Origin of the sequence: Streptomyces sp. NRRL F-5727 (genome assembly GCF_000719555.1) — a bacterium.
In the GTDB taxonomy this organism is placed as follows: Bacteria; Actinomycetota; Actinomycetes; order Streptomycetales; family Streptomycetaceae; genus Streptomyces.
The window spans coordinates 1-19,560 of the sequence record NZ_JOGX01000062.1 but is presented as its reverse complement, the minus strand read 5'-3'; the positions used below and the strand labels follow the sequence as shown (position 1 = coordinate 19,560).

20 protein-coding genes are annotated in these 19,560 nt (G+C 73.3%); 10 read left to right on the top strand and 10 right to left on the bottom strand.

From position 1 onward, the window contains the following. Positions 1 to 9 precede the first annotated feature (9 nt). The 5 genes from IF73_RS0130515 to IF73_RS0130495 all read left to right on the top strand — a co-directional run bounded on the left by IF73_RS0130515 (position 10) and on the right by IF73_RS0130495 (position 4,187). Positions 10 to 309: an antibiotic biosynthesis monooxygenase family protein gene (locus IF73_RS0130515; protein ID WP_051717468.1), complete on the top strand. Its 300-nt coding sequence runs from the start codon at positions 10 to 12 to the stop codon at positions 307 to 309. After that, positions 302 to 1,900 carry an FAD-dependent oxidoreductase gene (locus IF73_RS0130510; RefSeq protein WP_037880996.1) on the top strand — a complete coding sequence of 533 codons (1,599 nt, stop codon included), beginning with the start codon at positions 302 to 304 and terminating at the stop codon, positions 1,898 to 1,900. The genes IF73_RS0130515 and IF73_RS0130510 overlap by 8 nt, the downstream gene beginning before the upstream one ends. Positions 1,901 to 1,951: 51 nt before the next feature. Beyond that, positions 1,952 to 2,713 (top strand): SDR family NAD(P)-dependent oxidoreductase, encoded by a 762-nt coding sequence (locus IF73_RS0130505; RefSeq protein ID WP_031013726.1) that lies wholly within the window; start codon positions 1,952 to 1,954, stop codon positions 2,711 to 2,713. A gap of 28 nt (positions 2,714 to 2,741) precedes the next feature. Next, positions 2,742 to 3,431: a class I SAM-dependent methyltransferase gene (locus IF73_RS0130500; protein WP_234338391.1), complete on the top strand. Its 690-nt coding sequence runs from the start codon at positions 2,742 to 2,744 to the stop codon at positions 3,429 to 3,431. A gap of 72 nt (positions 3,432 to 3,503) precedes the next feature. Then, entirely contained in the window at positions 3,504 to 4,187 is a 684-nt protein-coding gene (locus tag IF73_RS0130495; RefSeq protein WP_158822190.1) for a hemerythrin domain-containing protein, read from the top strand. 85 nt (positions 4,188 to 4,272) lie between these two features. On the opposite strand, the gene IF73_RS0130490 is transcribed toward IF73_RS0130495, so the two are convergent. The 3 genes from IF73_RS0130490 to IF73_RS0130480 are packed head-to-tail and all read right to left on the bottom strand — an operon-like array spanning position 4,273 to position 8,005. Then, positions 4,273 to 5,865, bottom strand: a complete 1,593-nt coding sequence (locus IF73_RS0130490) for an FAD-dependent monooxygenase (protein ID WP_031013723.1) — start codon at positions 5,863 to 5,865, stop codon at positions 4,273 to 4,275. Between the two features lie 46 nt (positions 5,866 to 5,911). Further along, complete coding sequence (locus IF73_RS0130485; RefSeq protein ID WP_031013722.1) at positions 5,912 to 6,931, bottom strand: aldo/keto reductase family protein; 1,020 nt, start codon at positions 6,929 to 6,931, stop codon at positions 5,912 to 5,914. A 27-nt stretch (positions 6,932 to 6,958) separates the two neighbouring features. After that, complete coding sequence (locus IF73_RS0130480; protein WP_031013721.1) at positions 6,959 to 8,005, bottom strand: class I SAM-dependent methyltransferase; 1,047 nt, start codon at positions 8,003 to 8,005, stop codon at positions 6,959 to 6,961. 150 nt (positions 8,006 to 8,155) lie between these two features. On the opposite strand from IF73_RS0130480, the gene IF73_RS0130475 reads away from it, so the two are divergent. Beyond that, positions 8,156 to 8,998, top strand: a complete 843-nt coding sequence (locus tag IF73_RS0130475; RefSeq protein ID WP_158822188.1) for an SRPBCC family protein — start codon at positions 8,156 to 8,158, stop codon at positions 8,996 to 8,998. Between the two features lie 22 nt (positions 8,999 to 9,020). Here IF73_RS0130475 and IF73_RS0130470 read toward each other — a convergent pair whose 3' ends face one another. Beyond that, positions 9,021 to 9,677, bottom strand: a complete 657-nt coding sequence (locus IF73_RS0130470; RefSeq protein WP_031013718.1) for a TetR/AcrR family transcriptional regulator — start codon at positions 9,675 to 9,677, stop codon at positions 9,021 to 9,023. 104 nt (positions 9,678 to 9,781) lie between these two features. Here IF73_RS0130470 and IF73_RS0130465 point away from each other — a divergent pair, with 104 nt between their 5' ends. Both IF73_RS0130465 and mca read left to right on the top strand, forming a co-directional pair. Further along, positions 9,782 to 11,230, top strand: a complete 1,449-nt coding sequence (locus IF73_RS0130465; RefSeq protein WP_078868341.1) for a DHA2 family efflux MFS transporter permease subunit — start codon at positions 9,782 to 9,784, stop codon at positions 11,228 to 11,230. A 38-nt stretch (positions 11,231 to 11,268) separates the two neighbouring features. After that, entirely contained in the window at positions 11,269 to 12,153 is an 885-nt protein-coding gene (gene mca, locus IF73_RS0130460; protein ID WP_234338390.1) for a mycothiol conjugate amidase Mca, read from the top strand. A 36-nt stretch (positions 12,154 to 12,189) separates the two neighbouring features. Here mca and hsaA read toward each other — a convergent pair whose 3' ends face one another. Further along, positions 12,190 to 13,380, bottom strand: a complete 1,191-nt coding sequence (gene hsaA, locus IF73_RS0130455) for a 3-hydroxy-9,10-secoandrosta-1,3,5(10)-triene-9,17-dione monooxygenase oxygenase subunit (protein ID WP_234338389.1) — start codon at positions 13,378 to 13,380, stop codon at positions 12,190 to 12,192. 73 nt (positions 13,381 to 13,453) lie between these two features. Continuing rightward, positions 13,454 to 13,777 (bottom strand): DUF6059 family protein, encoded by a 324-nt coding sequence (locus IF73_RS0130450; protein ID WP_031013713.1) that lies wholly within the window; start codon positions 13,775 to 13,777, stop codon positions 13,454 to 13,456. Between the two features lie 243 nt (positions 13,778 to 14,020). Between IF73_RS0130450 and IF73_RS0130445 the strand changes: the two genes are divergently transcribed. Next, entirely contained in the window at positions 14,021 to 14,668 is a 648-nt protein-coding gene (locus IF73_RS0130445; protein WP_324616114.1) for a dTDP-4-dehydrorhamnose 3,5-epimerase family protein, read from the top strand. Between the two features lie 7 nt (positions 14,669 to 14,675). On the opposite strand, the gene IF73_RS0130440 is transcribed toward IF73_RS0130445, so the two are convergent. Then, positions 14,676 to 16,067, bottom strand: coding sequence for an NDP-hexose 2,3-dehydratase family protein (locus IF73_RS0130440; protein WP_051717466.1), 1,392 nt, complete (start codon positions 16,065 to 16,067; stop codon positions 14,676 to 14,678). 140 nt (positions 16,068 to 16,207) lie between these two features. Between IF73_RS0130440 and IF73_RS0130435 the strand changes: the two genes are divergently transcribed. Continuing rightward, positions 16,208 to 17,224, top strand: coding sequence for a Gfo/Idh/MocA family protein (locus tag IF73_RS0130435; protein ID WP_051717465.1), 1,017 nt, complete (start codon positions 16,208 to 16,210; stop codon positions 17,222 to 17,224). Here IF73_RS0130435 and rfbB read toward each other — a convergent pair. The 3 genes from rfbB to IF73_RS39935 form a co-directional block, all read right to left on the bottom strand. Further along, positions 17,196 to 18,188 (bottom strand): dTDP-glucose 4,6-dehydratase, encoded by a 993-nt coding sequence (gene rfbB, locus IF73_RS0130430; RefSeq protein ID WP_031013709.1) that lies wholly within the window; start codon positions 18,186 to 18,188, stop codon positions 17,196 to 17,198. The two genes, IF73_RS0130435 and rfbB, sit on opposite strands and share 29 nt — an antisense overlap. After that, complete coding sequence (locus IF73_RS0130425) at positions 18,185 to 19,252, bottom strand: glucose-1-phosphate thymidylyltransferase (protein ID WP_031013708.1); 1,068 nt, start codon at positions 19,250 to 19,252, stop codon at positions 18,185 to 18,187. Before IF73_RS0130425 ends, rfbB begins: the two co-directional genes overlap by 4 nt. A 209-nt stretch (positions 19,253 to 19,461) precedes the next feature. Beyond that, positions 19,462 to 19,560, bottom strand: a 99-nt coding sequence (locus tag IF73_RS39935; protein WP_158822186.1) for an adenosylhomocysteinase, incomplete at its 5' end; no start/stop codon positions are given.

Sequence of the window (19,560 nt, the reverse complement as noted above, 5' to 3'; positions counted from 1 at the left end):
AGAACCATCGTGGTGACCTTCGTCAACAAGCTGACCATCAACGGCGACGTCGAGGAGTTCTTCAGGATCAAGGACTCGCTGACCGAGTTCATGTCCGCCCAGCCCGGCTACCGCAGCTCCTCGATGCTGCGCCACGTCGGCCGGCCCGAGGTGTTCATCGAGCTGGCCGAGTGGGACGACGCCGCCTCGCACCAGGCCGCCGTGCGCAGCGAGGAGTTCCAGAAGCGGGTCAAGGGCCTGGCCGGCCTGGCGTCCGTGGAGCCGGGCCTGTACGAGGCGGTCGCCGAGAGCGGGGTCGGCAGTGTCTGACCGGCCCCAGGTACTGGTGGCGGGCGCCGGGCCGGTGGGCCTGACGGTCGCGCACGAGCTGGCGCGCCGCGGTCTGCGGGTGCGCCTCGTGGACGCCGCCGCGGCGCCCGCCACGACCAGTCGCGCGGTGGCGACGCATCCGCGGACGCTGGAGACGTACGACCAGATGGGTGTGGTAGAGGAGATCCTCGGCCGTGCCCAGCAGATCAGGGCGTTCACCATGTTCAGCGGTGGCCGCCGGCTGGTCAGGCTCGGCGCCGACTACTCGACGATGCCGACGCGTTTCCCGTTCACGGCGATCGTCGAGCAGGTCGACACCGAGGCGGTCCTGCGGGACGCGGTGGCCGCCCTCGGGGTGGACGTCGAGTGGGGTGTGCGGCTGACCGGGTTCGAGCAGAACGGTGAGCTGGTGACCGTCGGTCTGGAGCACGGCGACGGCACGAAGGAGTCGTTCGAGGTGCCCTGGCTGGTCGGCTGCGACGGCGGGCACAGCACCGTGCGCAAGACCTTGGGCCTGCCGCTGATCGGCGAGACCAGCGAGACGTGGATGCTCGCCGACGCACCGGTCGACGTGGAGCTGCCGCGTGACAGCATCTACTGGATCCACACCGGCGCCCAGGCGCTGATGATGGTGCCGTTCAGGCGCGGCGGCCGCTGGCGGCTGCTCGACACCACCACGGCGGCCCCGGACACCGCCGCCGCGGAGATCGCCGACCGCTTCGCCCGCAAGCTCGGCCCCGGGCTCGGCCGCGACGTCAGGGTGCACCCCCCGACCTGGACGTCGGTGTTCACCTTCCAGCAGCGGATGGTGCCGCGCATGGGCGAGGGCCGGGTCTACGTCGCGGGCGACGCCGCCCACGTGCACAGCCCGGCGTCGGGCCAGGGCATGAACACCGGCATCCAGGAGGCGTACAACCTGTCCTGGAAGCTGGCCATGGTCGAGCAGGGCTTCGCGGACCGGCGGCTGCTGGACAGCTACAGCCTGGAACGCGTGCCGATCGGCCGCCGGCTGCTCGGCTCCACCAAGAAGGCCACGTTCCTGGTGCAGCTGAAGAACGCCTTCGCCCCGATCGCGCTGCCGGTCGTCTTCGGCGTGATCCGCAATCTCGCCCCGCTGCGCCGGAAGGTGCAGCGCCAGGTCCTCGGCGGGATCTCCGGGCTGCAGATCGACTATCCCGACTCGCCGCTGACGACCCCGTCCCCCGGCGGGCCGGGCCCGCGCCCCGGCACCCGGGCCTCCGTGGCCGCGGGCGTCGACCCGGACGATCCGGGGTGTGCCGCCTGGGCCGCCGAGCTGCGCTCGGTCGCGTGGAAGCTGGTCGTGGCCGCCGGGAGCGGGGAGCGGCTGCCCGCGTCGAGGCCGTGGCTGTCGGTGCGTGTCCTGGGCGCCGACGCGCAGGACGCGCGGGGGCTGCCCGACCCGCACGGGCGGGTGCGTGACGCCCTCGGGCTGCAGCCGGGCGGCTGGCTCCTGGTCCGTCCGGACGGCTACATCGCCGCCCGTGGCGACCGGCTGACCGAGGAGGCCCTGGAGGGGGCTCTGGCGCCGGTGCGTCCGGCCGCCGCCCGGACCGTGCCCGCCGCCACCTGAGGGTGGCGGGCCGGCCCGGGACACGACGTAGCGACGAGGAGACGAGACAGCATGGACATGGGACTGGAAGGGCGCCGGGTGCTGGTCACGGGGGGATCCTCCGGGATCGGCGCGGCCGTCGCCCGGGCCTATGCGGCGGAGGGGGCGCGGGTCGCCCTGACCTACCGCGAGGACCGGGACGCCGGTGAACGGCTCGCCCGGGAGCTCGGCTCCGGACAGGGCCGGGCCATGGCCGTGCGGTACTCGCTCGGCGAGCCCGGGACGGTGGAGTCGGCCGTCGCCGAGGTCGGCGAGGCGTGGGGCGGCGTGGACGTGCTCGTCGCCAACGCGGTGCGCTGGGCGCCCAGGCGGGCGCCCGGCGACCACTTCGAGGACGTCGCACCGAACGAGTGGACGGCGTTCCTCGGCGACAACCTGGCCCCGACCCTGCGCACCGTGCAGCTCGCCGTGGCCGGCATGCGGGAGAGGTCCTGGGGGCGGGTGGTGCTGATGTCCTCGCACGTGGCGCTCGACGGGCACCGCGGCCAGGAGTTCTACGGCGCCGCCAAGTCCGCGCTGCACGGTTTCGCCCGCAATCTGGCCTGGGACGTCGGCCCGCACGGGGTGCTGGTGAACGTCGTGTGTCCGGGCCTGACCACCACGGAGCGCGTGCGGCACGGGCTGCCCCCGGAGATCCGCGAGCGCGAGCGGGCGAACACTCCCACCAGTCGGCTCAGCAGTCCCCAGGACATCGCCGCCATGGCGCTGTTCCTGGGCTCGGCCGCCAACGGCAACACCACCGGCCAGGTCGTCACTGTCGCCGGCGGCCGGTGAAACGACCACAAAGACGAAAGGCACGGCCATGACCACGACCGCCCGTCCGACGGCTCCGCTGCGCGAGGAAGTCCTCGCCGGCGCCGCCCCGTACACCAGCCGCATCCTGTCGACCTACGACCGCTGGGTCCTCGGGTTCGTCTGCCCGGTGGTGTGGGGGTGCCCGCGGGACGAGATGCTGCGCCAGTACAACCGTTCCGTCGGCGCCCGCCACCTGGACCTCGGTCCCGGCACCGGCTGGTTCCTGGAGCGGGCCGCGTTCCCCACCCTCACTCCCGAGCTCGCCCTGGTCGACCTCAACGAGGGTGTCCTGCAGAAGGCCGGCGGCCGTGTGGCGCACCTGCGTCCCCGGCTGTTCAAGCGGGATGTGCTGGCCCCGCTGGACCTCGGCGAGGAGACCCGTTTCGACTCCGTCGCGCTGAACATGCTGATCCACTGCCTGCCGGGCGACATGGCGCACAAGGCCACCGTCCTCGACCACGTGCGGCCGTACGTGGCGCCCGGCGGGCGGATCTTCGGTTCCACGGTGCTCGCCAAGGGCGTCCGGCACGGGAAGCTCGCGCCGAGGGCCCTGAAGAACCTCAACGACGCCGACGGGCCGATGAACAACCTCGACGACTCGCTGGAGGACCTGCGGGACCAGATCGCGGGCCGCTTCGAGGACTTCCGCGTCGCGGTACGCGGCTCCATCGCGCTGTTCGACATCACCGTCCACTGAATCGACCGTCCGCCGGGCACGCCGGACGCCCCGCCGGGGGCGGCCGGGCCCCGGGGAGAAGGGGAATCAGCCGTGCCTGATGCCAAGAACGACATGACCGGGTTCCTGCTCACCCATGAGCTGATCCGCACCGCCGTGCCGGAACTGTCCGAGCGGCTCGCGGCCACGGCGCCCGCCGACCGGGAGGCGGTGCTGCGCCTTCGCCGCTGGTGGGGGCTGTTCGCCGCCATTCTGGACCGCCACCACGAGGTCGAGGACCGTCTGGTGTGGCCGGTGGCGATCGCGGCCGCGCCGGGCCTCGCCGACGCCGTCGCCGAGATCGAGGCGCAGCACGACGGTCTGGACGCCCATCTGGAGCAGATCGCCACCGGCCTCGACGCGCTGTCCGGCGCCGGCGCCGAGGGCTGGGCCGCCGCGGTCGGCGCGCTGCGGCGCCAGGTGGACGTCCTGGCCGCCGTCATGGAGGAGCATCTGCTGCTCGAGGAGCGGACCATGGTGCCGGCGCTGGAGAGCGCCGTGACCCCCGCGGCGTTCGCGGAGCTCGGCGCGGCCCTGGCCCGGGACCACTCCCCCGGCAGCATGGCCACCGAGATGCCGATGGTCGTCGCGCACGCGGATCCGGTGCAGCGGGAGGTCATGCTGAGCCGGATGCCGGAGCCCGTACGCAGCCGGTTCACCGCCGAATGGGAGCCGCGCTACCGGGAGTTGGTCGCTTCGCTGCCCGGTGGGGCGCTGCCGCGGGGGCGCCGGGGGTGACCCGGGTGTGACGTGGCGCGGCAGACATGCCGCAAGGGGTGGGACCGGTGCTTCGGTCCCACCCCTTCGAGCGTGTCCGGGTCGGTCAGCGGACCATGACCTGGTCGAGGACCGTGCGCAGGGTCGCCTCGGACGGCTCCTGCCCCGGGAGGGAGCGCCAGGCCGTGAAGCCGTCGGGGCGGACGAGGACCGCGCCGTCGCCGGCCACGCCGAACCGGTGGGCCCATGCCTCCGGTTCGGCTTCGACGTCGGTGCCGACGCGTACGGTGCGCAGTTCGTCGGCCAGGGGCCGGGCGCAGCGTGCCCAGGCGGCGCCGGCCGGTCCGGTCAGCAGGACGGGCCGGTCACGGAACAGTTCGATGGTCGACAGGGTCCGCCCGTCCCGGGTCAGGTCGAGGTGGGGGGCGCGGGTGCCGGGGGTGCCGTCGAGGTCCCTGGGGTGCTGGGCCTTGGGTGCGGCGGTGGTCATCGGCGCGCCGGGCGCGGGGTAGTGGTAGCCCATGATGACGGCGAGGAGGTCGGTCGTGCCGTGGCCGTCGCTGCGTCCGGCGGTGCGGTCGCTCTGCCGGTCGGTGGCGAAGCCGGCGGCGAGCTGGGCGACGGGGCGCCGCTCGGTTTCGTAGGTGTCGAGGAGTTTCTCGCCGGCGCGTCCCTGGAGGACCGCGGCCAGTTTCCAGGCGAGGTTGTGGGCGTCCTGGATGCCGGTGTTGGCGCCGAGTCCTCCGGTGGGCGGCATGACGTGGACGGCGTCGCCGGCCAGGAAGACCCGGCCGTGGTGGTAGCGGTCGGCGACCCAGGCGGTGAGTTCCCAGGGGTGGGCGAGCTGGTGTGATCCGGGGATGGCCGGGACGGCGCGTGCGGGGAGGTCTTCCTCGCCCACCGCGGCGCGGAACAGCTTCAGGCAGTGCTCGGGTGTGAAGGCGTCGAGGGAGCCGCCGGGTTCGGGGCGGTAGGGCACGATCAGCAGCCAGCGCCGCAGGGTGTCCAGGGGGGTGAGCAGGGTGCCGGGTTCGGGCCGGTCGAGGTAGGCGAGGGCGACCTTGCGGCCGCGCAGCGGTCGGGTGAGGTCGGCTTCGAAGACGACGCTGACGACGGGGGTGGGCGGCTCGATGAGGTCGCGGCCGATGCCGAGGCCGGCCCGGATGCCGGAGCGGTGTCCGTCGGCTGCCAGCAGGTAGTCGGCGTGGACGGTGGTCCGCTCGCCGGTGTCCCGGTCGGCGATCACGGCGGTGATGCCGTCGCCGGTGTCCTCGTAGTCGATGAGTTCGGTGTGGAACCGTACGTCGGCGCCGCGTCGTTCGGCGTGGTGGCGCAGGACCGGTTCGGCGGTGGACTGGTCCACGAGTGCCGCCTCGGTCGGGCTGATCCCTTTCAGGGTCTGGGGGGCGGGGCGTACCTCGCGCAGGATCTCCTCGCCCGCCAGGGTCACGGCGCGGCAGCGTTCGTCGAACTCCTGGAAGACGGACTGCGGGGCGGCGTGGAGGTCGGCCTCGACGCCGTGCGCGAGGTAGATCTCCATGGTGCGGGCGTTGAGGTTGCGTCCCTTGGGCAGGACCGATGTGTCCCTGTGCCGTTCGACCAGGACGACGTCGACCGCGTGGTCGCGCAGGAACACGGCGGCGGACAGCCCCACGATTCCTCCTCCCACGATCAGGACCTGGGTGGTGACCTCGGACATGTCTGTTCTTCCTCCTCGATCGTGTTTCGCCGGCTGGGGTGGTGGATCAGGCGGGTGAGGGTGCGGCCGGTGCGGGGGCGCGGCCGGCCATGGCGGGGTCGTCGACCACGACGGGGGCCAGGACGAGGTCGGCCTCGGCGACGAGGTCGTCGTCGAGGCAGGTGTCCAGGGCCGGCAGGTTGGCGGTGAGCTGGCCGGGGCGTGAGGCGCCGGTGACCGCGCAGGAGACGGCCGGGTTGCGCAGGACCCAGGCCAGGGCGAACTGGGCGGTGGTGAGTCCGGCCTTGGCGGCGACGGGGTCGAGCGCGGCGACGGCGGACAGGACGGTGTCGTCGAGGTGCCGCCAGCGGTTCATGGACCTGGCTCCGCCCTGGGCGCGGACCGCGCGGCTGTCGCCGGGGGCTTCGGCGCCGGGCCGGTACTTTCCGGTGAGGACGCCTCCGGCGAGCGGCGACCACACCATCTGGCCGACGCCGGCCCGGTCGCTCGCGGGGATCACCTCGCGCTCGATGACGCGCCAGAGCAGGGAGTACTGGGCCTGGTTGGAGATCAGCGGGATGTGGAGCTCGCGGGCGAGGGCGGCGCCGGCGGTGATCTGGTCGGCGGTCCATTCCGAGACGCCGATGTAGCGCGCCTTTCCGCTGTGGACCAGGTCGGCGAAGGCGGACATGGTCTCTTCGAGGGGGGTGTGCGGGTCCCAGCGGTGTGCCTGGTAGAGGTCGACGTGGTCGGTGCCGAGGCGGCGCAGGGAGGCTTCGGCGCTGTCGTGGATGTGTTTGCGGGAGAGCCGGCCCTCGTTGGGGCCGGGCCGGGGTGAGCGTCCGACCTTGGTGCAGAGCACCAGGTCGGAGCGGCGCTGTCCGGCGAGTGCCCGGCCGAGGAGTTCCTCGGCCCGGCCGTCGGCGTAGGCGTCGGCGGTGTCGAAGGTGGTGATTCCCGCGTCGAGGGCGGCGTGTACGCAGGCCCGCGCGGTGTCGTCGTCGATCTGGTTGCCGTGGGTCATCGAGTTGCCGAAGGCGACCCTGCTGACCATCAGGCCGCTGCGGCCCAGGGGCACGTACTGCATGGTTCGGTCCTCCTCGCTGCGCGTGGTTCAGTGCGGTGCGGCGATGAACAGCCGGGTGGGCAGGCCCGGTGTGTCGTGTACGTCGGGGTCGGCGAAGCCGGCGCGGCGGAGCATCCGCACATAGCCCTCGCTGGTGGGGACTTCGCCGTGCCGGGTCCAGGCGAGGAGCAGCAGCGAGAGCATGCGGCCGCCGAACTCGCGCTGGGGGCCGAAGTCGCCGACGGTGAATCCGGCGAGGGCCACGCGTCCGCCGGGGGCGAGTGCGCTGCGGACGCGGCGCAGCAGCCGGGTGCCGTCCTCCTCGGAGTACTGGGGCAGGAAGTTGGCGAGGACGACGAGGTCGTAGGGGCCTCGCAGGTCCTGTTCGAAGACGTCGCCGGCGATCCAGGTGGCGCGGTCGGCGAGGCCCATGGTCTGGGCGTTGTGGCGGGCGTGCGGGAGGATGCTCGCCCAGTCGATGCCGGTGACGCGGGCGTGGTCGAAGGTCCGGGCGAGGTGCAGGCCGAACAGGGCGTGTCCGCAGCCGACGTCGAGGAGCCGGAGCTCCTCGCGGCCGGCCGCCCAGGTGCCGAGGGCGTCGGCGAGGGCCTGGGCGACGGGGCGGGTGGCGAAGGTGCCGTGGGCGGCGAAGTCCTGCCAGTAGGGGAAGTCCGGGGAGCCGGCGTCCTGGTCGAGGTGGGTGGAGCCGGTGCGCACGATGTCGGTGAGGGAGCCCATGGACTGCCACTCCTGCTGCGAGGCGGCGACCAGGGCGGCGTCACCGGCGTAGTCGGGGCTGGTGGTGACCAGGAGGCGGTCGGCGCCCTCGACGAGGCCGAACTCCTCGTGTCCCGGGGCGCCGTGTTCGGTGACGAGCCCGGCGGAGGCCAGTGCGGTGAGCAGGACGCGGGTGGCGCGGGCGGGTGCGCCGATCGCGCGGGCCACGTGGTCCGCGCCGTGTGGTCCCGCCGTCAGGGCGTCGAAGAGCCGCAGTTCGATCGCCGTGCGCAGCAGGCTGGTCCGTTTGAAGGCCAGCAGGGTTTCCAGGATGGTCTGTCGGGTGATCGGCCCGGGGGCCGATGCCGCTGCGGCCATGGATATCGTCGTTCCTCTCGCTGGGGGGCGGGGCTGGCCCGGACACACTGTGGTGCGGCGCTCGAAGCGGCCTCGATCGCCCGTCGAGGGGGTGCGGGAAGGCTGCGGGGGTCAGCAGTCGAGGGAAGGGACCGTGTCATGGCGGCATCCATGCGCAGCACAGCCGAGACGGCGTCGCAGGTGGTCGTGGACCGTGTGTCGGTGGCGGCGCCGGCCGAGGTCTGTTTCGATCTGGTCCGGCGAGTCGAGAGCGCTCCGCAGTTCTTCGCGTCGCATCTGCATGCCGAGGTGCTGGCGGACGAGGGCCGCGGGGAGGGCTCGGACACGGTCGAGCGGTGGGTCGTGCTGCCCGACGGCGGGGTCCGGCACTGGGCGGCACGGCGTGCTGTCGACGTGGCCGGGCGTACGGTCGAGTTCGCCCATGAGGGCGGTGCGCCCGCGGTGGTGTCGACGCGTGGCCGGTGGTCGTTCGTGGAGTCGGCGGACGGTGTGACCGAGGTACGGCTGGAGCATGCGCTGACCTTCGCCGCGGACGCCGGCGAGGAGGAGCGTGCGGCGGTGCTCGCCCAGATCGGGCGGGGCGGGGCGGCCCAGCTCGGACAGCTGCGGGAGGTGGCCGAGGCGTGGCCGGGGCCGGCGGACCGCACGGTACGGGTCGGGGTGCGGGCGCGGCTGTCGGATGCGCGGGCGGTGCCCGTCTTCGAGCGGTTGCTGGGGGCGGCGGAGGTGTACGGCGCCGGCTGGGCGCGGGCGGTGGTCGGTGGCCGTGCGCTCGTGCTGAAGCGGGTGGGCGGTCTGGACGGACGGCTGGACGCCGCGACGGCCCGTTTCGACGTGGCCGAGGCGCGGGAGGGTGCGGAGGTCGTCCTGAGCGCCGCGGTGACGGTGGCGGACGGCGGTCCGGCCCCGGCGGTCGTGGAGCGCTGGCTCAGGGCCGGGGCCGTCCGGGCGCTGCTGCGGGCGGCGGGGTCTCAGACGGTCGTCGGCGTGTGACGCGCCGGGGCCCGGAGGGCTCTCACGCCTCGCGCACGGCGTAGTCGCCGAGGAGGGGTTCGAGGGCGGTGAAGGCCCGCTCGGCGACCTCGGCCGTGCGGGCGTTCGCCTCCCGCGCCGCGACCCCGTCGCGGGCCATCTCGCGCATCGACCTGATCAGTACGCGGTGGACGGCGGCGAGGTGCGCGGCCGCGAACCGGGGCGTCGTGTCGTGGGCCGGGGCGCCGGTCGCGGCGGCGAGCTCCTCGGCGAGTGCCTGTTCGCGTTGTTCGTCGATCTCGCGCTCGCGGTCTCTCAGTCGCGCGCTGGAGTGCACGAGGCGGGCGAATCCGGGGGATGCCTGGCCGGTGAGCACGGAGTAGTCGCCGCCGGTGAGCGCGGCGAGGTAGGCGTCTCGCAGGGCGTGCAGGGCGGAGGCGGCGACGGGCCGCTCGCGCACGGTGCGGGCCAGGCTGTCGACGGCGAGTTCGTGGGCGTCGAAGACGAGGTCTTCCTTCAGCGGGAAGTAGTTGGTGACGGTCTTCTTCGAGACGTCGGCGGCCTCGGCGATCTCGGAGATCGTCACGGTGTCGAAGCCGCGCTCGATGAAGAGCAGGGTCGCGACGTGGGCGAGGCGCTGTCTCGTCTCGTGCTTCTTGCGTTCGCGCAGTCCCATCCCCGTCGGTGTCAGGGCGTCCATGGGCGGTCCTCTCATCCCGAGAAATTTTTACGCTTGACGTAATTATCGACTCTACGTAAGTTTACCCTCATCGCTCTCTTCCCGGAACTCCCCCAGGAGCCTGCTTGAAGCGCGCCCTCGCACCGCACTCCGACACCCCGCCCGCGGCGGAGCCCCTCGATCCCCGGCTCATCCGCATCGGCCTGGTGCTGATCCTCGGCGCGGTGCTCGCCCAGCTCGACACGACCGTCGTCAACATCGGCGTGGGCCCCATGGCCGAGGGTCTGGACGCCTCGCTCGTGGCGGTCCAGTGGGTGTCCACCGGCTACCTGCTCGCCGTCGCCCTGGTCGCCCCGGTCGCCGGGTGGCTGATCCAGCGCTTCGGCGGCAAACGCGTATGGCTGTCCTCGGTCGCCCTGTTCGTCGTCGCCTCCGCCCTCGGCGGACTCGCCTGGTCGGCCGGATCACTCATCGCCTTCCGCCTGCTGCAGGGCATCGGCGGCGGACTGATGCAGCCCGTCGGACAGGCCATCGTCGCCCAGATCGCCGGACCCACCCGCATCGGCCGCCTGGTCGGCGTCATCACGATGCCGGTCTCGCTCGCCCCCGTACTCGGACCGGTCGTCGGCGGACTGATCGTCCACCAGGCGGGCTGGCGCTGGCTGTTCTACCTCAACGTCCCGATCGGGCTGGCCGCCCTGGTGCTCGCCGCACGCGTCGTCCCGGACGACTCCGGCGCCCGGCAGACCGGCCGGCGCCCCGACGTCCCCGGCCTGATCCTGCTCCCCGCCGGCCTCGCCGCCCTCGTCTACGGGCTCGGCCGGACCGGCGAGGCCGGCCCGCATCTCACGGGATACGCCGTCCTGGCCGCCGGCGTCGCCCTCCTCGCCGGGTACGCCGTCCACGCGCTGCGCACCCCCACGACCCCGCTGCTCGACCTCAGGCTGTTCGCCGGCCGCGGGTTCGCCCTCGCCGGCGTCAACACCTTCCTGCTCGGCGCCACGCTGTACAGCTCGATGCTGCTGCTGCCCCTGTACTTCGTCCAGGTGCGCGGCATGGACGTGCTGGGCGCGGCGCTGATGCTCGCGCCGCAGGCGATCGGCACCGCGGCGGCCACCCCCTACGCGGGCCGGGCCACCGACCGCCGCGGCCCGCGCGTCGTCGTCCTCGCGGGCATCGCCCTGACCCTGGCCGGCACCGTGCCGTTCGTCCTGCACGACACCCGGCCCGGCACCGCCGTCCTGGTGGCCGCCCTGTTCGTGCGCGGCGTCGGATACGGGCTGATCACCCCGCCGAACGTGGCCGCGACCTACACCTCCGTGCAGCGCCACCAGATCCCGGACGCGACCAGTGCCCGCACCGTCCTCAACCGGGTCGGCGGCTCGATCGGCACCGCCCTGCTCGCCGTCGTCCTGCACTCCTCGCTCGCCGGCGGCGCGAGCACGGCCGACGCCCACGCCCGCGCCTTCACCTGGGCCCTCGTCCTGGGCTGTCTGACCCTGCTGCCCGCCGCCCTGTACCCGCGTCACGCCCCGGGCGCACGACGCCCCGGGCCTGATCGCCCCCGCTCCTGACCCGCACACGTCCGACCCACCACGGGAGTCTCGACCACATGACCACGTCCCACCGCCCCGACCGCACCGGCCTGCGCCTGATGACCGTGCACGCCCATCCCGACGACGAGTCCAGCAAGGGCGCCGCCACCCTCGTCAAGTACGTACGCGAGGGCGCCGAGGTCCTGGTGTGCACCATGACCGGCGGCGAGCGCGGCGACGTCCTCAACCCCCGCCTGGACCGGCCCGAGGTGTGGGCCGAACTTCCCGAGCGACGCCGCCGGGAGATGGCGCGCGCCCGGGAGATCCTCGGCGTGGAACAGCGGTTCCTCGGGTTCGTCGACTCCGGCATGCCCGGCGCGGGCGAGGAACTGCCCGAGGGCTGCTTCGCCCTGCAGCCCCTCGAGGACGCGGCCCGGCCGCTGGTGGAGGCGGTCCGCGCGTTCCGCCCCCATGTGATCGTCACGTACGACGAGAACGGCGGCTATCCCCACCCCGACCACCTGATGACCCACAAGGTGTCCGTGGAGGCGTTCACGGCCGCCGGCGACCCGCTGCGCTACCCCGGCACGGGCGACGCCTGGCAGCCGCTGAAGCTGTACTACACCTGCGCCTTCAACAAGGACTACTTCGTGGCGATCGACACCGCGATGCGCGCCGCGGGACTCGACTCCCCCGCCGCCGACCTGCTGGAGAACTGGCCCGAGGCGTGGCCCACCTGGGAGGTGACCAGCAGCGTGGAGTGCGCCGAGTACTTCCCCGAGCGGCGCGCGGCCCTCCTCGCCCACGAGACGCAGGTGAACCCCGACGGCCCCGAGCTGTCCTGTCCGATGGACCTGGAGGCCAAGGCGTGGCCGACGGAGGACTACCACCTCGTCGTCTCCCACGTGCCCACCGAGCTGCCCGAGCACGATCTGTTCACCGGCGTGCCGACCCCGCGCTGACTCCGCCCGGCGGGGCCGGCACCCCCGGACGGCGGGTCAGACCATCGCCTCACGGACCTCGAGGCCGAGCGCCTGCTGCGCGAAGGGCAGCAGGCCCCGCTCGATGTCGTTCGCGGCGTGGCCGCGGGCCGTGCGGGTGTCCCGCCAGGCCCGCTGCAGCACCCCCGCGCCGGCGCGCATCGCGTTGCCGCCCGCGTAGGCCATCAGCGTGTCCACCACGTCCATGGCACGCTCGGCGGCCAGCACCTGGTCGCGCCGGGCCCGGGCGCGCAGCGCGAGCGACGGCGCCTCGTCGCGCTGCGCACAGTCGTACAGCTCGCCGATGTTGCCGATGAGCTGCCGCCAGGCGGCGTCGATCTCGCCGGCGCCGCGGGCGATCCGCAGCTGCCCGGCGGCCTCCAGGTCGCCGCGCCGCGGTGTGCCGGCGGCGATACGGGCGCGCAGCGCCTCGCAGTGGTGGCGCACGGCGGCCTCGGCGATGCCCACCGACGGGACGGCCACCGCGGTGGTGAACATCGCGGGGAACGCCATCCGGTAGACCGGCTCCACGTTCACCGCCCGCCCCGGGTAGGCCAGGTCGGGCACGCCGAGCTCGAGCGTCCGGTGCGCGGGCACGTACGCGTCCTCGACCACCACGTCGTTGCTGCCGGTGCCGCGCAGCCCGACGGTGTCCCACTCGTCCTCGACCCGGAAGTCGGCGCGCGGGACCAGGAAGGCGCGGAGCGCGGGCGGTTCCCCTCCGCCGCGCGGCACGAGGCCGCCGAGCAGCGCCCAGTCGGCGTGGTCGCTCCCCGAGGAGAAGTGCCAGCGGCCGTGCAGCGTGTAGCCGCCGTCGTGCACGGCGGCGGTGGCACCGGGCGCGTAGGAGGAGCACAGCAGGGCCTCGGGGTCCTCGCCCCACACCTCCTGCTGGGCGCGCGGGTCGAACAGCGCCAGGTGCCACAGGTGCACACCGAAGACGGACGCCACCCAGCCGGTGGAACCGCACGCGCCGGCCAGCTCGCGGACCGCGGTGAAGTGCGCCCGGGGGTCGGCGGCGAGCCCTCCGTGGGCGCGGGGCCTCAGCAGCCGGAACACCCCGCTCTCCCTGAGTTCCTTGAGCGTGGCCTCGGGCAGCCTGCGGGTCTGCTCGGTCTCCTCCGCGCGGGCCCTCAGCCCGGGCGCCAGCTCCCTGACCGCCCGCAGGACATCCCGCACCGGCCCCTGTCCGAACTGTTCGTGCTCCACGGCTCTCTCCGTCCTGGCGCGCGGTATTCGCGCCACCGGCACAGCACACTGCCGGGGACGGCTAGAGCGACGGTCAACCGCCGCGGACGTCGCCGCCGGCGGTGCCGCCGGGCCAGATCTCGCGTGCCAGGCGGCGCTCCTGCCGCGACAGCGGCACGTCCGCGCACAGCCGCTCGGGATGCGCCGGCGGCGGCCCGGCCGTCTCCGGCACCGCCCCTCCCGGCAGGAAGGCCGCGAAAGGGTCGCGGGAACGGGGAGCCGACGCGTCGACGATCAGCGTGTGGTAGTGCTCCACCGGAGCCATGTAGACGGCGCCGAGGGCCTCCAGGGACCGCCACAGCGGCCGCAGGACGTAATCGGTGATCACCCGCAGACCGCGGCCCGGCCACCCTCTCATGCCCGCCCCTCTCCTTCTCCGGCTGTCGCTGCCCCGGCACCCTGCCAAGCCCCGCTCGTGGATCGATGGAGTCGCGGCCGGGACCGGTCCACCGCTGCTCGAGCCGCGGTCACGACACTGGGGCTCCGCCGTCGGCGGGCCCTCGCCCCAGGCCGCACCCGGTCTCACGGGGACCGGGCCTCTCCCACGGCGCCACGGGCGGCAGACCCGCCGCCCCCATCCGACACCGTGGGGTGAACTGCCATGAGCACCGACCATTCCGGGACGACGACACGGGGCGGCGTGCAGGTCCGCGAACTCGCGGTCAGCGGCTGCTACGTGTTCACACCGCCGGTCCACCGCGACGAGCGGGGACTGTTCGTCTCCCCCCTCCAGGACGAGGCGTTCACCGGCGCCGTGGGCCACCGCTTCCCGGTGGCCCAGACCAACCACAGCCGTTCGGCCCGCGGCGTGCTGCGCGGCCTGCACTTCACCACCACCCCGCCCGGGCAGGCCAAGTACGTGCACTGCGCGCGGGGCAGCGCCCTCGACATCGTCGTGGACCTGCGGCTCGGCTCACCGACGTTCGGCGCCTGGGAGGCCGTCGAGCTCGACGCCCTCTCGTTCCGCTCGGTGTACTTCGCCGAGGGCGTCGGCCACGCCTTCCTGTCCCTGCAGGACGAGACGGTGATGTCGTACCTCGTCTCGAGCCCCTACGTGCCCGGGCACGAACAGGCCATCGACCCCTTCGACCCCGAGCTCGCGCTGCCCTGGCCCAAGGACATGGACCTCACGCTCTCCGCGCGCGACCGCGCCGGGCTCTCCCTGGCCGAGGCCACGGCGCGCGGCATGCTGCCGCGCTACGAGCAGTGCCGGCCCGGCGCGCCGGCACCGGACACGACACCGCGGTGAGCGCGCCCTAGCGGGCGACGGCCCCGGCACTGAGCCCGGCGGCCCGAGCGCCCTCGTCCACGAACCCCAGCAGGGTCAGCAGGCTGCGCGCCTCCACGTTCAGGTGGCTGCCGAAGCGTACGAAGTGCGTCAGCTGGCGCAGCGTCACCCAGGCGAAGTCCGGCGGCACGTCGAGGGGGAAGTCGTCGTCCGCCTCCACCACCAGATACCTGCTGCGGGCGTGGTAGAAGCGCCCGCCCTCCTCGGAGAGCACCACGTCGAGGAGGATCCGGTCCGGCCGGGCGCCCAGGACCTCGTCCAGGAACGGCGGGCGGCCCAGGCCGTGCGGCGGGGTGTGGTCGGCGGGCTGGCACTGCACGGTGGGCGCCATCTCGATCCGGTCCAGGGCACCGGTCTCGGTCCGCGCCTGCACCAGCACGTGCGGCACCCCCGCCACCCGCCGGGTCAGGAAGGCGATGACGCCCTGGCTGCGCGGCGCGAACATGGGCTGCGTCCACCGGGCCACCTCACGGCTCGGCGCCTCGGCCGCCACCCCGAGCACCGTGAAGTGCCGCCCCTCGTCGTGGGCGATGACCCCGTCCCGCGCGGACCAGCCGGCCACGTCGGACAGCGGCATGAGCCGGCGCGTGAGGGTCGCGGCGCCCTTGGCCTCGGTGAACCAGCTGAGCAGCTCGGTCGTGGTGTGCAGCGCGGACTCCTCCGTCTCCCACGCGCCGGCGACCGCCTCCCCGGCAAGGCCGCCGAGGGCACGGTGCCGTGGCCGCAGCAGCGCCACCGCACCGGACAGCACGGTGCGGGTGTCCATGTTGACGAGGTCGTCCACGCGCAGCAGCCCGGCGATCTGGTCGAAGGTCAGCCAGCAGAAGTCCTCGAGCAGCGGCACGTCCTGCTCGGTCCGCACGATCATGTTGCGGTTGCGTTTGGACAGGAACCACGACGCCTGCTCGGACTGCAGCGCGTCGAACAGCACCTGCCCGCCGCGCGGCGCGACGAAGTGCTCCAGGTAGGGCACCGCACGGCCGCCGTGCACCCGGGTGTAGTTGCTCTTCGTGGCCTGCACCGTCGGCGAGAGCTGGACCAGGTTCACGTTCCCCGGCTCCATCTTGGCCTGCAGCAGACAGTGCGGCACCCCGTCGAACTCCTTGACCAGGATGCCGAGGATCCCGTGCTCGGGCTGCACGATGATGGGCTGCTGCCAGCTGTCCACCTCGCGCCCCGAGTGCGTCACGTCCAGGCCCCGCACGGAGAAGAAGCGGCCGCTGCCGTGCACCAGGTCGCCCGAACCCGCCTCCGTGGACCAGCCCTCCAGATCCTCCAGAGGGACCCTTCTCACCCGGTAGGCGTTGGCGGTGCACCGGTCGGCGAACCATCCGTGGAATGCGGCGAGGTCGGAAAACATGCGCGAGCCTCCAATGTCGGGGCGACCACTGTCACCCGACCGGCTCGACGGCCCCTCGAGCCGCTGCCCACACGCTGGTCCCCACACCCGTGGCGGGCGCGCGCCCGAACGAAGAGGCAAGAAGGAAGAGGAGCACCACGATGACGTCTCCCGTGCGGTTCGGGATCCTCGGCTGCGCCGCCATCGCACGCCGCCGCGTCCTGCCGGCCATGGCCGCCGACCCCGGTATCGAGATCGCCGCGATCGCCAGCCGCAGCCCCGCCACGGCGGCCGACACCGCGGCCCGGTTCGGCGGCCGCCCGGTCACCGGCTACGAGGCCGTGCTCGACGATCCGGCGGTGGAAGCCGTGTACGTCCCGCTGCCGCTGGCCCTGCACGCCGCATGGGTCGAGGCCGCGCTGCTCACCGGCCGCCACGTGCTGGCCGAGAAGCCGCTGACCCGCGACCCGGAGCGCACCCGCGCCCTGCTCGCGCTGGCCGAGCGGCGAGCCGTGGTCCTGCGGGAGAACGTGATGTTCGTCCACCACCCCCAGCACGCCCGCGTGCGACGGCTCGTCGAGGAAGGAGCCGTGGGCCGGCTGCGGGCCTTCCACGCCTCGTTCACGATCCCCGCCCCCGCACCGGGCGACATCCGCTACGACGCCGCCCTGGGCGGAGGATCCCTGTGGGACGTGGGCCTGTATCCGGTGCGCGCGGCCGTCCACCTCCTCGGGGACGACCTGCGGCTGGTGGGCGCGCACCTGTCCACCCCGGCGGGCGGCGGGGTGGACATCGGCGGCGCGGCGCTGCTGCGCCGCGGCGACGGGGTCAGCGCCCAGCTGACGTTCGGCATGGACCACGCCTACCGCGGTGCGTACGAACTGTGGGGAAGCGAGGGCAGGATCACCGTGGACCGGGCGTTCACCCCGCCGGCCGACCATTCCCCCCGCATCGTCCTCGACGACGCCTCCGGCACCCGGGAGATCCGCCTGCCGGCTCACGACCAGGTTGCGGCCACCCTGGCGGACTTCTGCGCGTCGGTACGCCGGCGGCGGGCGGGCCTTCCCGACGACGCCGACCACCGCGAGCTGCTGGCCCAGGCCCGCCTGCTGGCCGCCGTCCACCGCGCGGGCCAGGCCGGCGGCGATCTCACCCGGCCGCGCCGGAACGCGCCATGAGCGGCTCCCACCAGGCCCGGTTGGCGCGGAACCAGGCGACGGTCTGCGCCAGGCCGGCCCGGAAGGCGGTGGCCGGCCGGTAGCCCAGCTCCTCGGTGATCTTCGTGCAGTCCACGCAGTAGCGCCGGTCGTGGCCCTTGCGGTCGGCGACGTACCGCACCCTGTCCCAGCCGGCGCCGGTGGCCTCCAGGAGCAGTCCGGTCAGCTCCCTGTTGGTCAGTTCGGTGCCGCCGCCGATGTTGTAGACCTCGCCCGCACGGCCCCGGCGGCGCACCAGTTCGATGCCCCGCACGTGGTCGTCGACGTGCAGCCAGTCGCGGACGTGGTGGCCGTCGCCGTAGAGGGGCACGGTCCGCCCGTCGAGGAGCGCGGTGACGAACAGCGGGATCACCTTCTCCGGGAACTGGTAGGGCCCGTAGTTGTTGGAGCACCGCGTCACCCGCACGTCCAGGCCGTGCGACCGGTGGTAGGCGAGCGCGATCAGATCACTGGACGCCTTGCTGGCGGAGTAGGGCGAGTTCGGGCTGACCGGCGCCGACTCCGGCCACGCACCCTCCTCGATCGACCCGTACACCTCGTCGGTGGAGACATGGACGAACGTCCTCGTGCCGTGCCGCTGCGCGGCCTCCAGCAGCGTGTGCGTGCCCGTCACATTGGTGCGGACGAAGTCGGCCGCCCCGGTCAGGGACCGGTCGACGTGCGACTCGGCCGCGAAGTGGACGATCTCGTCGTGTCCGGCGACCAGACGGTCCACCACGGCGGCGTCGCAGATGTCGCCGTGGACGAAGGACAGTCTGCTGTCGCCGCGCACGGGCGCCAGGTTGGCGAGGTTGCCCGCGTAGGTGAGCCGGTCGAGGACGGTGACGGTGACGTCGCCGGCGCCCCGCGGGCCGAGCAGCGTACGCACGTAGTGGGAGCCGATGAATCCCGCTCCGCCGGTCACCAGGATGGACGTACCGTTCATGACGCGATCTGCACCTCACTGTGGTCGCCGAGCACCAGCCTGTTGCTCGACGGTACTCGTGGTGCCGGACTGACGGTCACGCTGCGGCCCACGAGGGAGGCCCTGACCCGCCGCACCCCGTTGAGGTGGGCGTCGTTCAGCACGATGGAGAACTCGATCTCGGTGTCCTCGATCCGGCAGTTTTCCGCGATGGAGGAGTAGGGCCCGACGTAGGAGTTCACGATCACCGTTCCCGCGCCGATCACGGCGGGTCCCACGATCCGCGAGCCGAGGACGCGGGCGCCGGCGTCGATCCTGACCCGGCCGATCACCTCGCTGTCCGCGTCGACGCTCCCCTCCACCCGCGCCTCGATGCCCTCCAGCACGGTCCGGTTCACCTCCAGCATGTCGGCGACGTTCCCGGTGTCCTTCCAGTAGCCGTGGATGATGGTCGAGCGGACGTCACGCCGGTGGTCGATCAGCCACTGGAGAGCGTGGGTGATCTCCAGCTCGCCGCGCCAGGAGGGCTTGATGGCGCGTACCGCCTCGTGGACCGCCGGGGTGAACAGGTAGACGCCGACGAGGGCCAGATCGCTCTTGGGCTGCTCCGGTTTCTCCTCCAGCCCCCGCACCCGGCCTTCGGCGTCGAGCTCGGCGACACCGAAGGCCGTGGGGTCGGGAACACGGGTGAGCAGGATCCGGGCGTCGGGCCGCTCGGCACGGAACTCGTCGACGAGCTCCGTGATGCCCCCGACGACGAAGTTGTCGCCCAGGTACATCACGAAGTCGTCGTCACCGAGATACTCCCGGGCGATCAGGACCGCGTGCGCGAGACCGAGCGGCGCCTGCTGCGGCAGGTACGTCACCTGCAGCCCGAACTTCGAGCCGTCGCCGACCGCGTCCTGGATCTCGTCGGCGGTCTCCCCCACCACGATCCCGACGTCGGTGATGCCGGCGCCCGCGATGTCCTCGAGCACGTAGTAGAGGACCGGCTTGTTCGCCACCGGCACCAGCTGTTTGGGGGACGTGTGGGTGATGGGCCTCAGGCGTGTGCCCGACCCTCCGGAAAGGACGAGAGCCTTCATGCGCCCCACACTGACGCGACCCGCTCAAGCGGCACTGGGACCTCAGTCGATACCGCGTACAATGTGGAGTTCACCACCCTCCTCCTCGTCGACACCGGCGAGCCTGAGCGGCGGAGCCGCTGCCGGACCCCCGCGGAACGGGCCGCTGCGGTACGGCCCGCCGTCTTCCTCTTCGCGTTCATGCACGTGACCTCGCCTCCTCGGCCCGCTCAGTAGCGGTAGTGGTCGGGCTTGTACGGGCCGTCGACGGGCACGCCGAGGTAGGCGGCCTGGTCGTCGCTGAGGACGGTCAGCTTGACGCCGAGGGC

What these genes read in the sequence shown, in the direction of transcription:
- IF73_RS0130435 (WP_051717465.1), top strand. Translation starts at nt 16,208, where the DNA reads ATGACGTCTCCCGTGCGGTTCGGGATCCTCGGCTGCGCCGCCATCGCA.
- mca (WP_234338390.1), top strand. Translation starts at nt 11,269, where the DNA reads ATGACCACGTCCCACCGCCCCGACCGCACCGGCCTGCGCCTGATGACC.
- rfbB (WP_031013709.1), bottom strand. Translation starts at nt 18,188, where the DNA reads ATGAACGGTACGTCCATCCTGGTGACCGGCGGAGCGGGATTCATCGGC.
- IF73_RS0130470 (WP_031013718.1), bottom strand. Translation starts at nt 9,677, where the DNA reads ATGGACGCCCTGACACCGACGGGGATGGGACTGCGCGAACGCAAGAAG.
- IF73_RS0130445 (WP_324616114.1), top strand. Translation starts at nt 14,021, where the DNA reads ATGAGCACCGACCATTCCGGGACGACGACACGGGGCGGCGTGCAGGTC.
- IF73_RS0130480 (WP_031013721.1), bottom strand. Translation starts at nt 8,005, where the DNA reads ATGGCCGCAGCGGCATCGGCCCCCGGGCCGATCACCCGACAGACCATC.
- IF73_RS0130485 (WP_031013722.1), bottom strand. Translation starts at nt 6,931, where the DNA reads ATGCAGTACGTGCCCCTGGGCCGCAGCGGCCTGATGGTCAGCAGGGTC.
- IF73_RS0130505 (WP_031013726.1), top strand. Translation starts at nt 1,952, where the DNA reads ATGGACATGGGACTGGAAGGGCGCCGGGTGCTGGTCACGGGGGGATCC.
- IF73_RS0130490 (WP_031013723.1), bottom strand. Translation starts at nt 5,865, where the DNA reads ATGTCCGAGGTCACCACCCAGGTCCTGATCGTGGGAGGAGGAATCGTG.
- IF73_RS0130450 (WP_031013713.1), bottom strand. Translation starts at nt 13,777, where the DNA reads ATGAGAGGGTGGCCGGGCCGCGGTCTGCGGGTGATCACCGATTACGTC.
- IF73_RS0130475 (WP_158822188.1), top strand. Translation starts at nt 8,156, where the DNA reads ATGCGCAGCACAGCCGAGACGGCGTCGCAGGTGGTCGTGGACCGTGTG.
- IF73_RS0130500 (WP_234338391.1), top strand. Translation starts at nt 2,742, where the DNA reads ATGACCACGACCGCCCGTCCGACGGCTCCGCTGCGCGAGGAAGTCCTC.
- IF73_RS0130440 (WP_051717466.1), bottom strand. Translation starts at nt 16,067, where the DNA reads ATGTTTTCCGACCTCGCCGCATTCCACGGATGGTTCGCCGACCGGTGC.
- IF73_RS0130425 (WP_031013708.1), bottom strand. Translation starts at nt 19,252, where the DNA reads ATGAAGGCTCTCGTCCTTTCCGGAGGGTCGGGCACACGCCTGAGGCCC.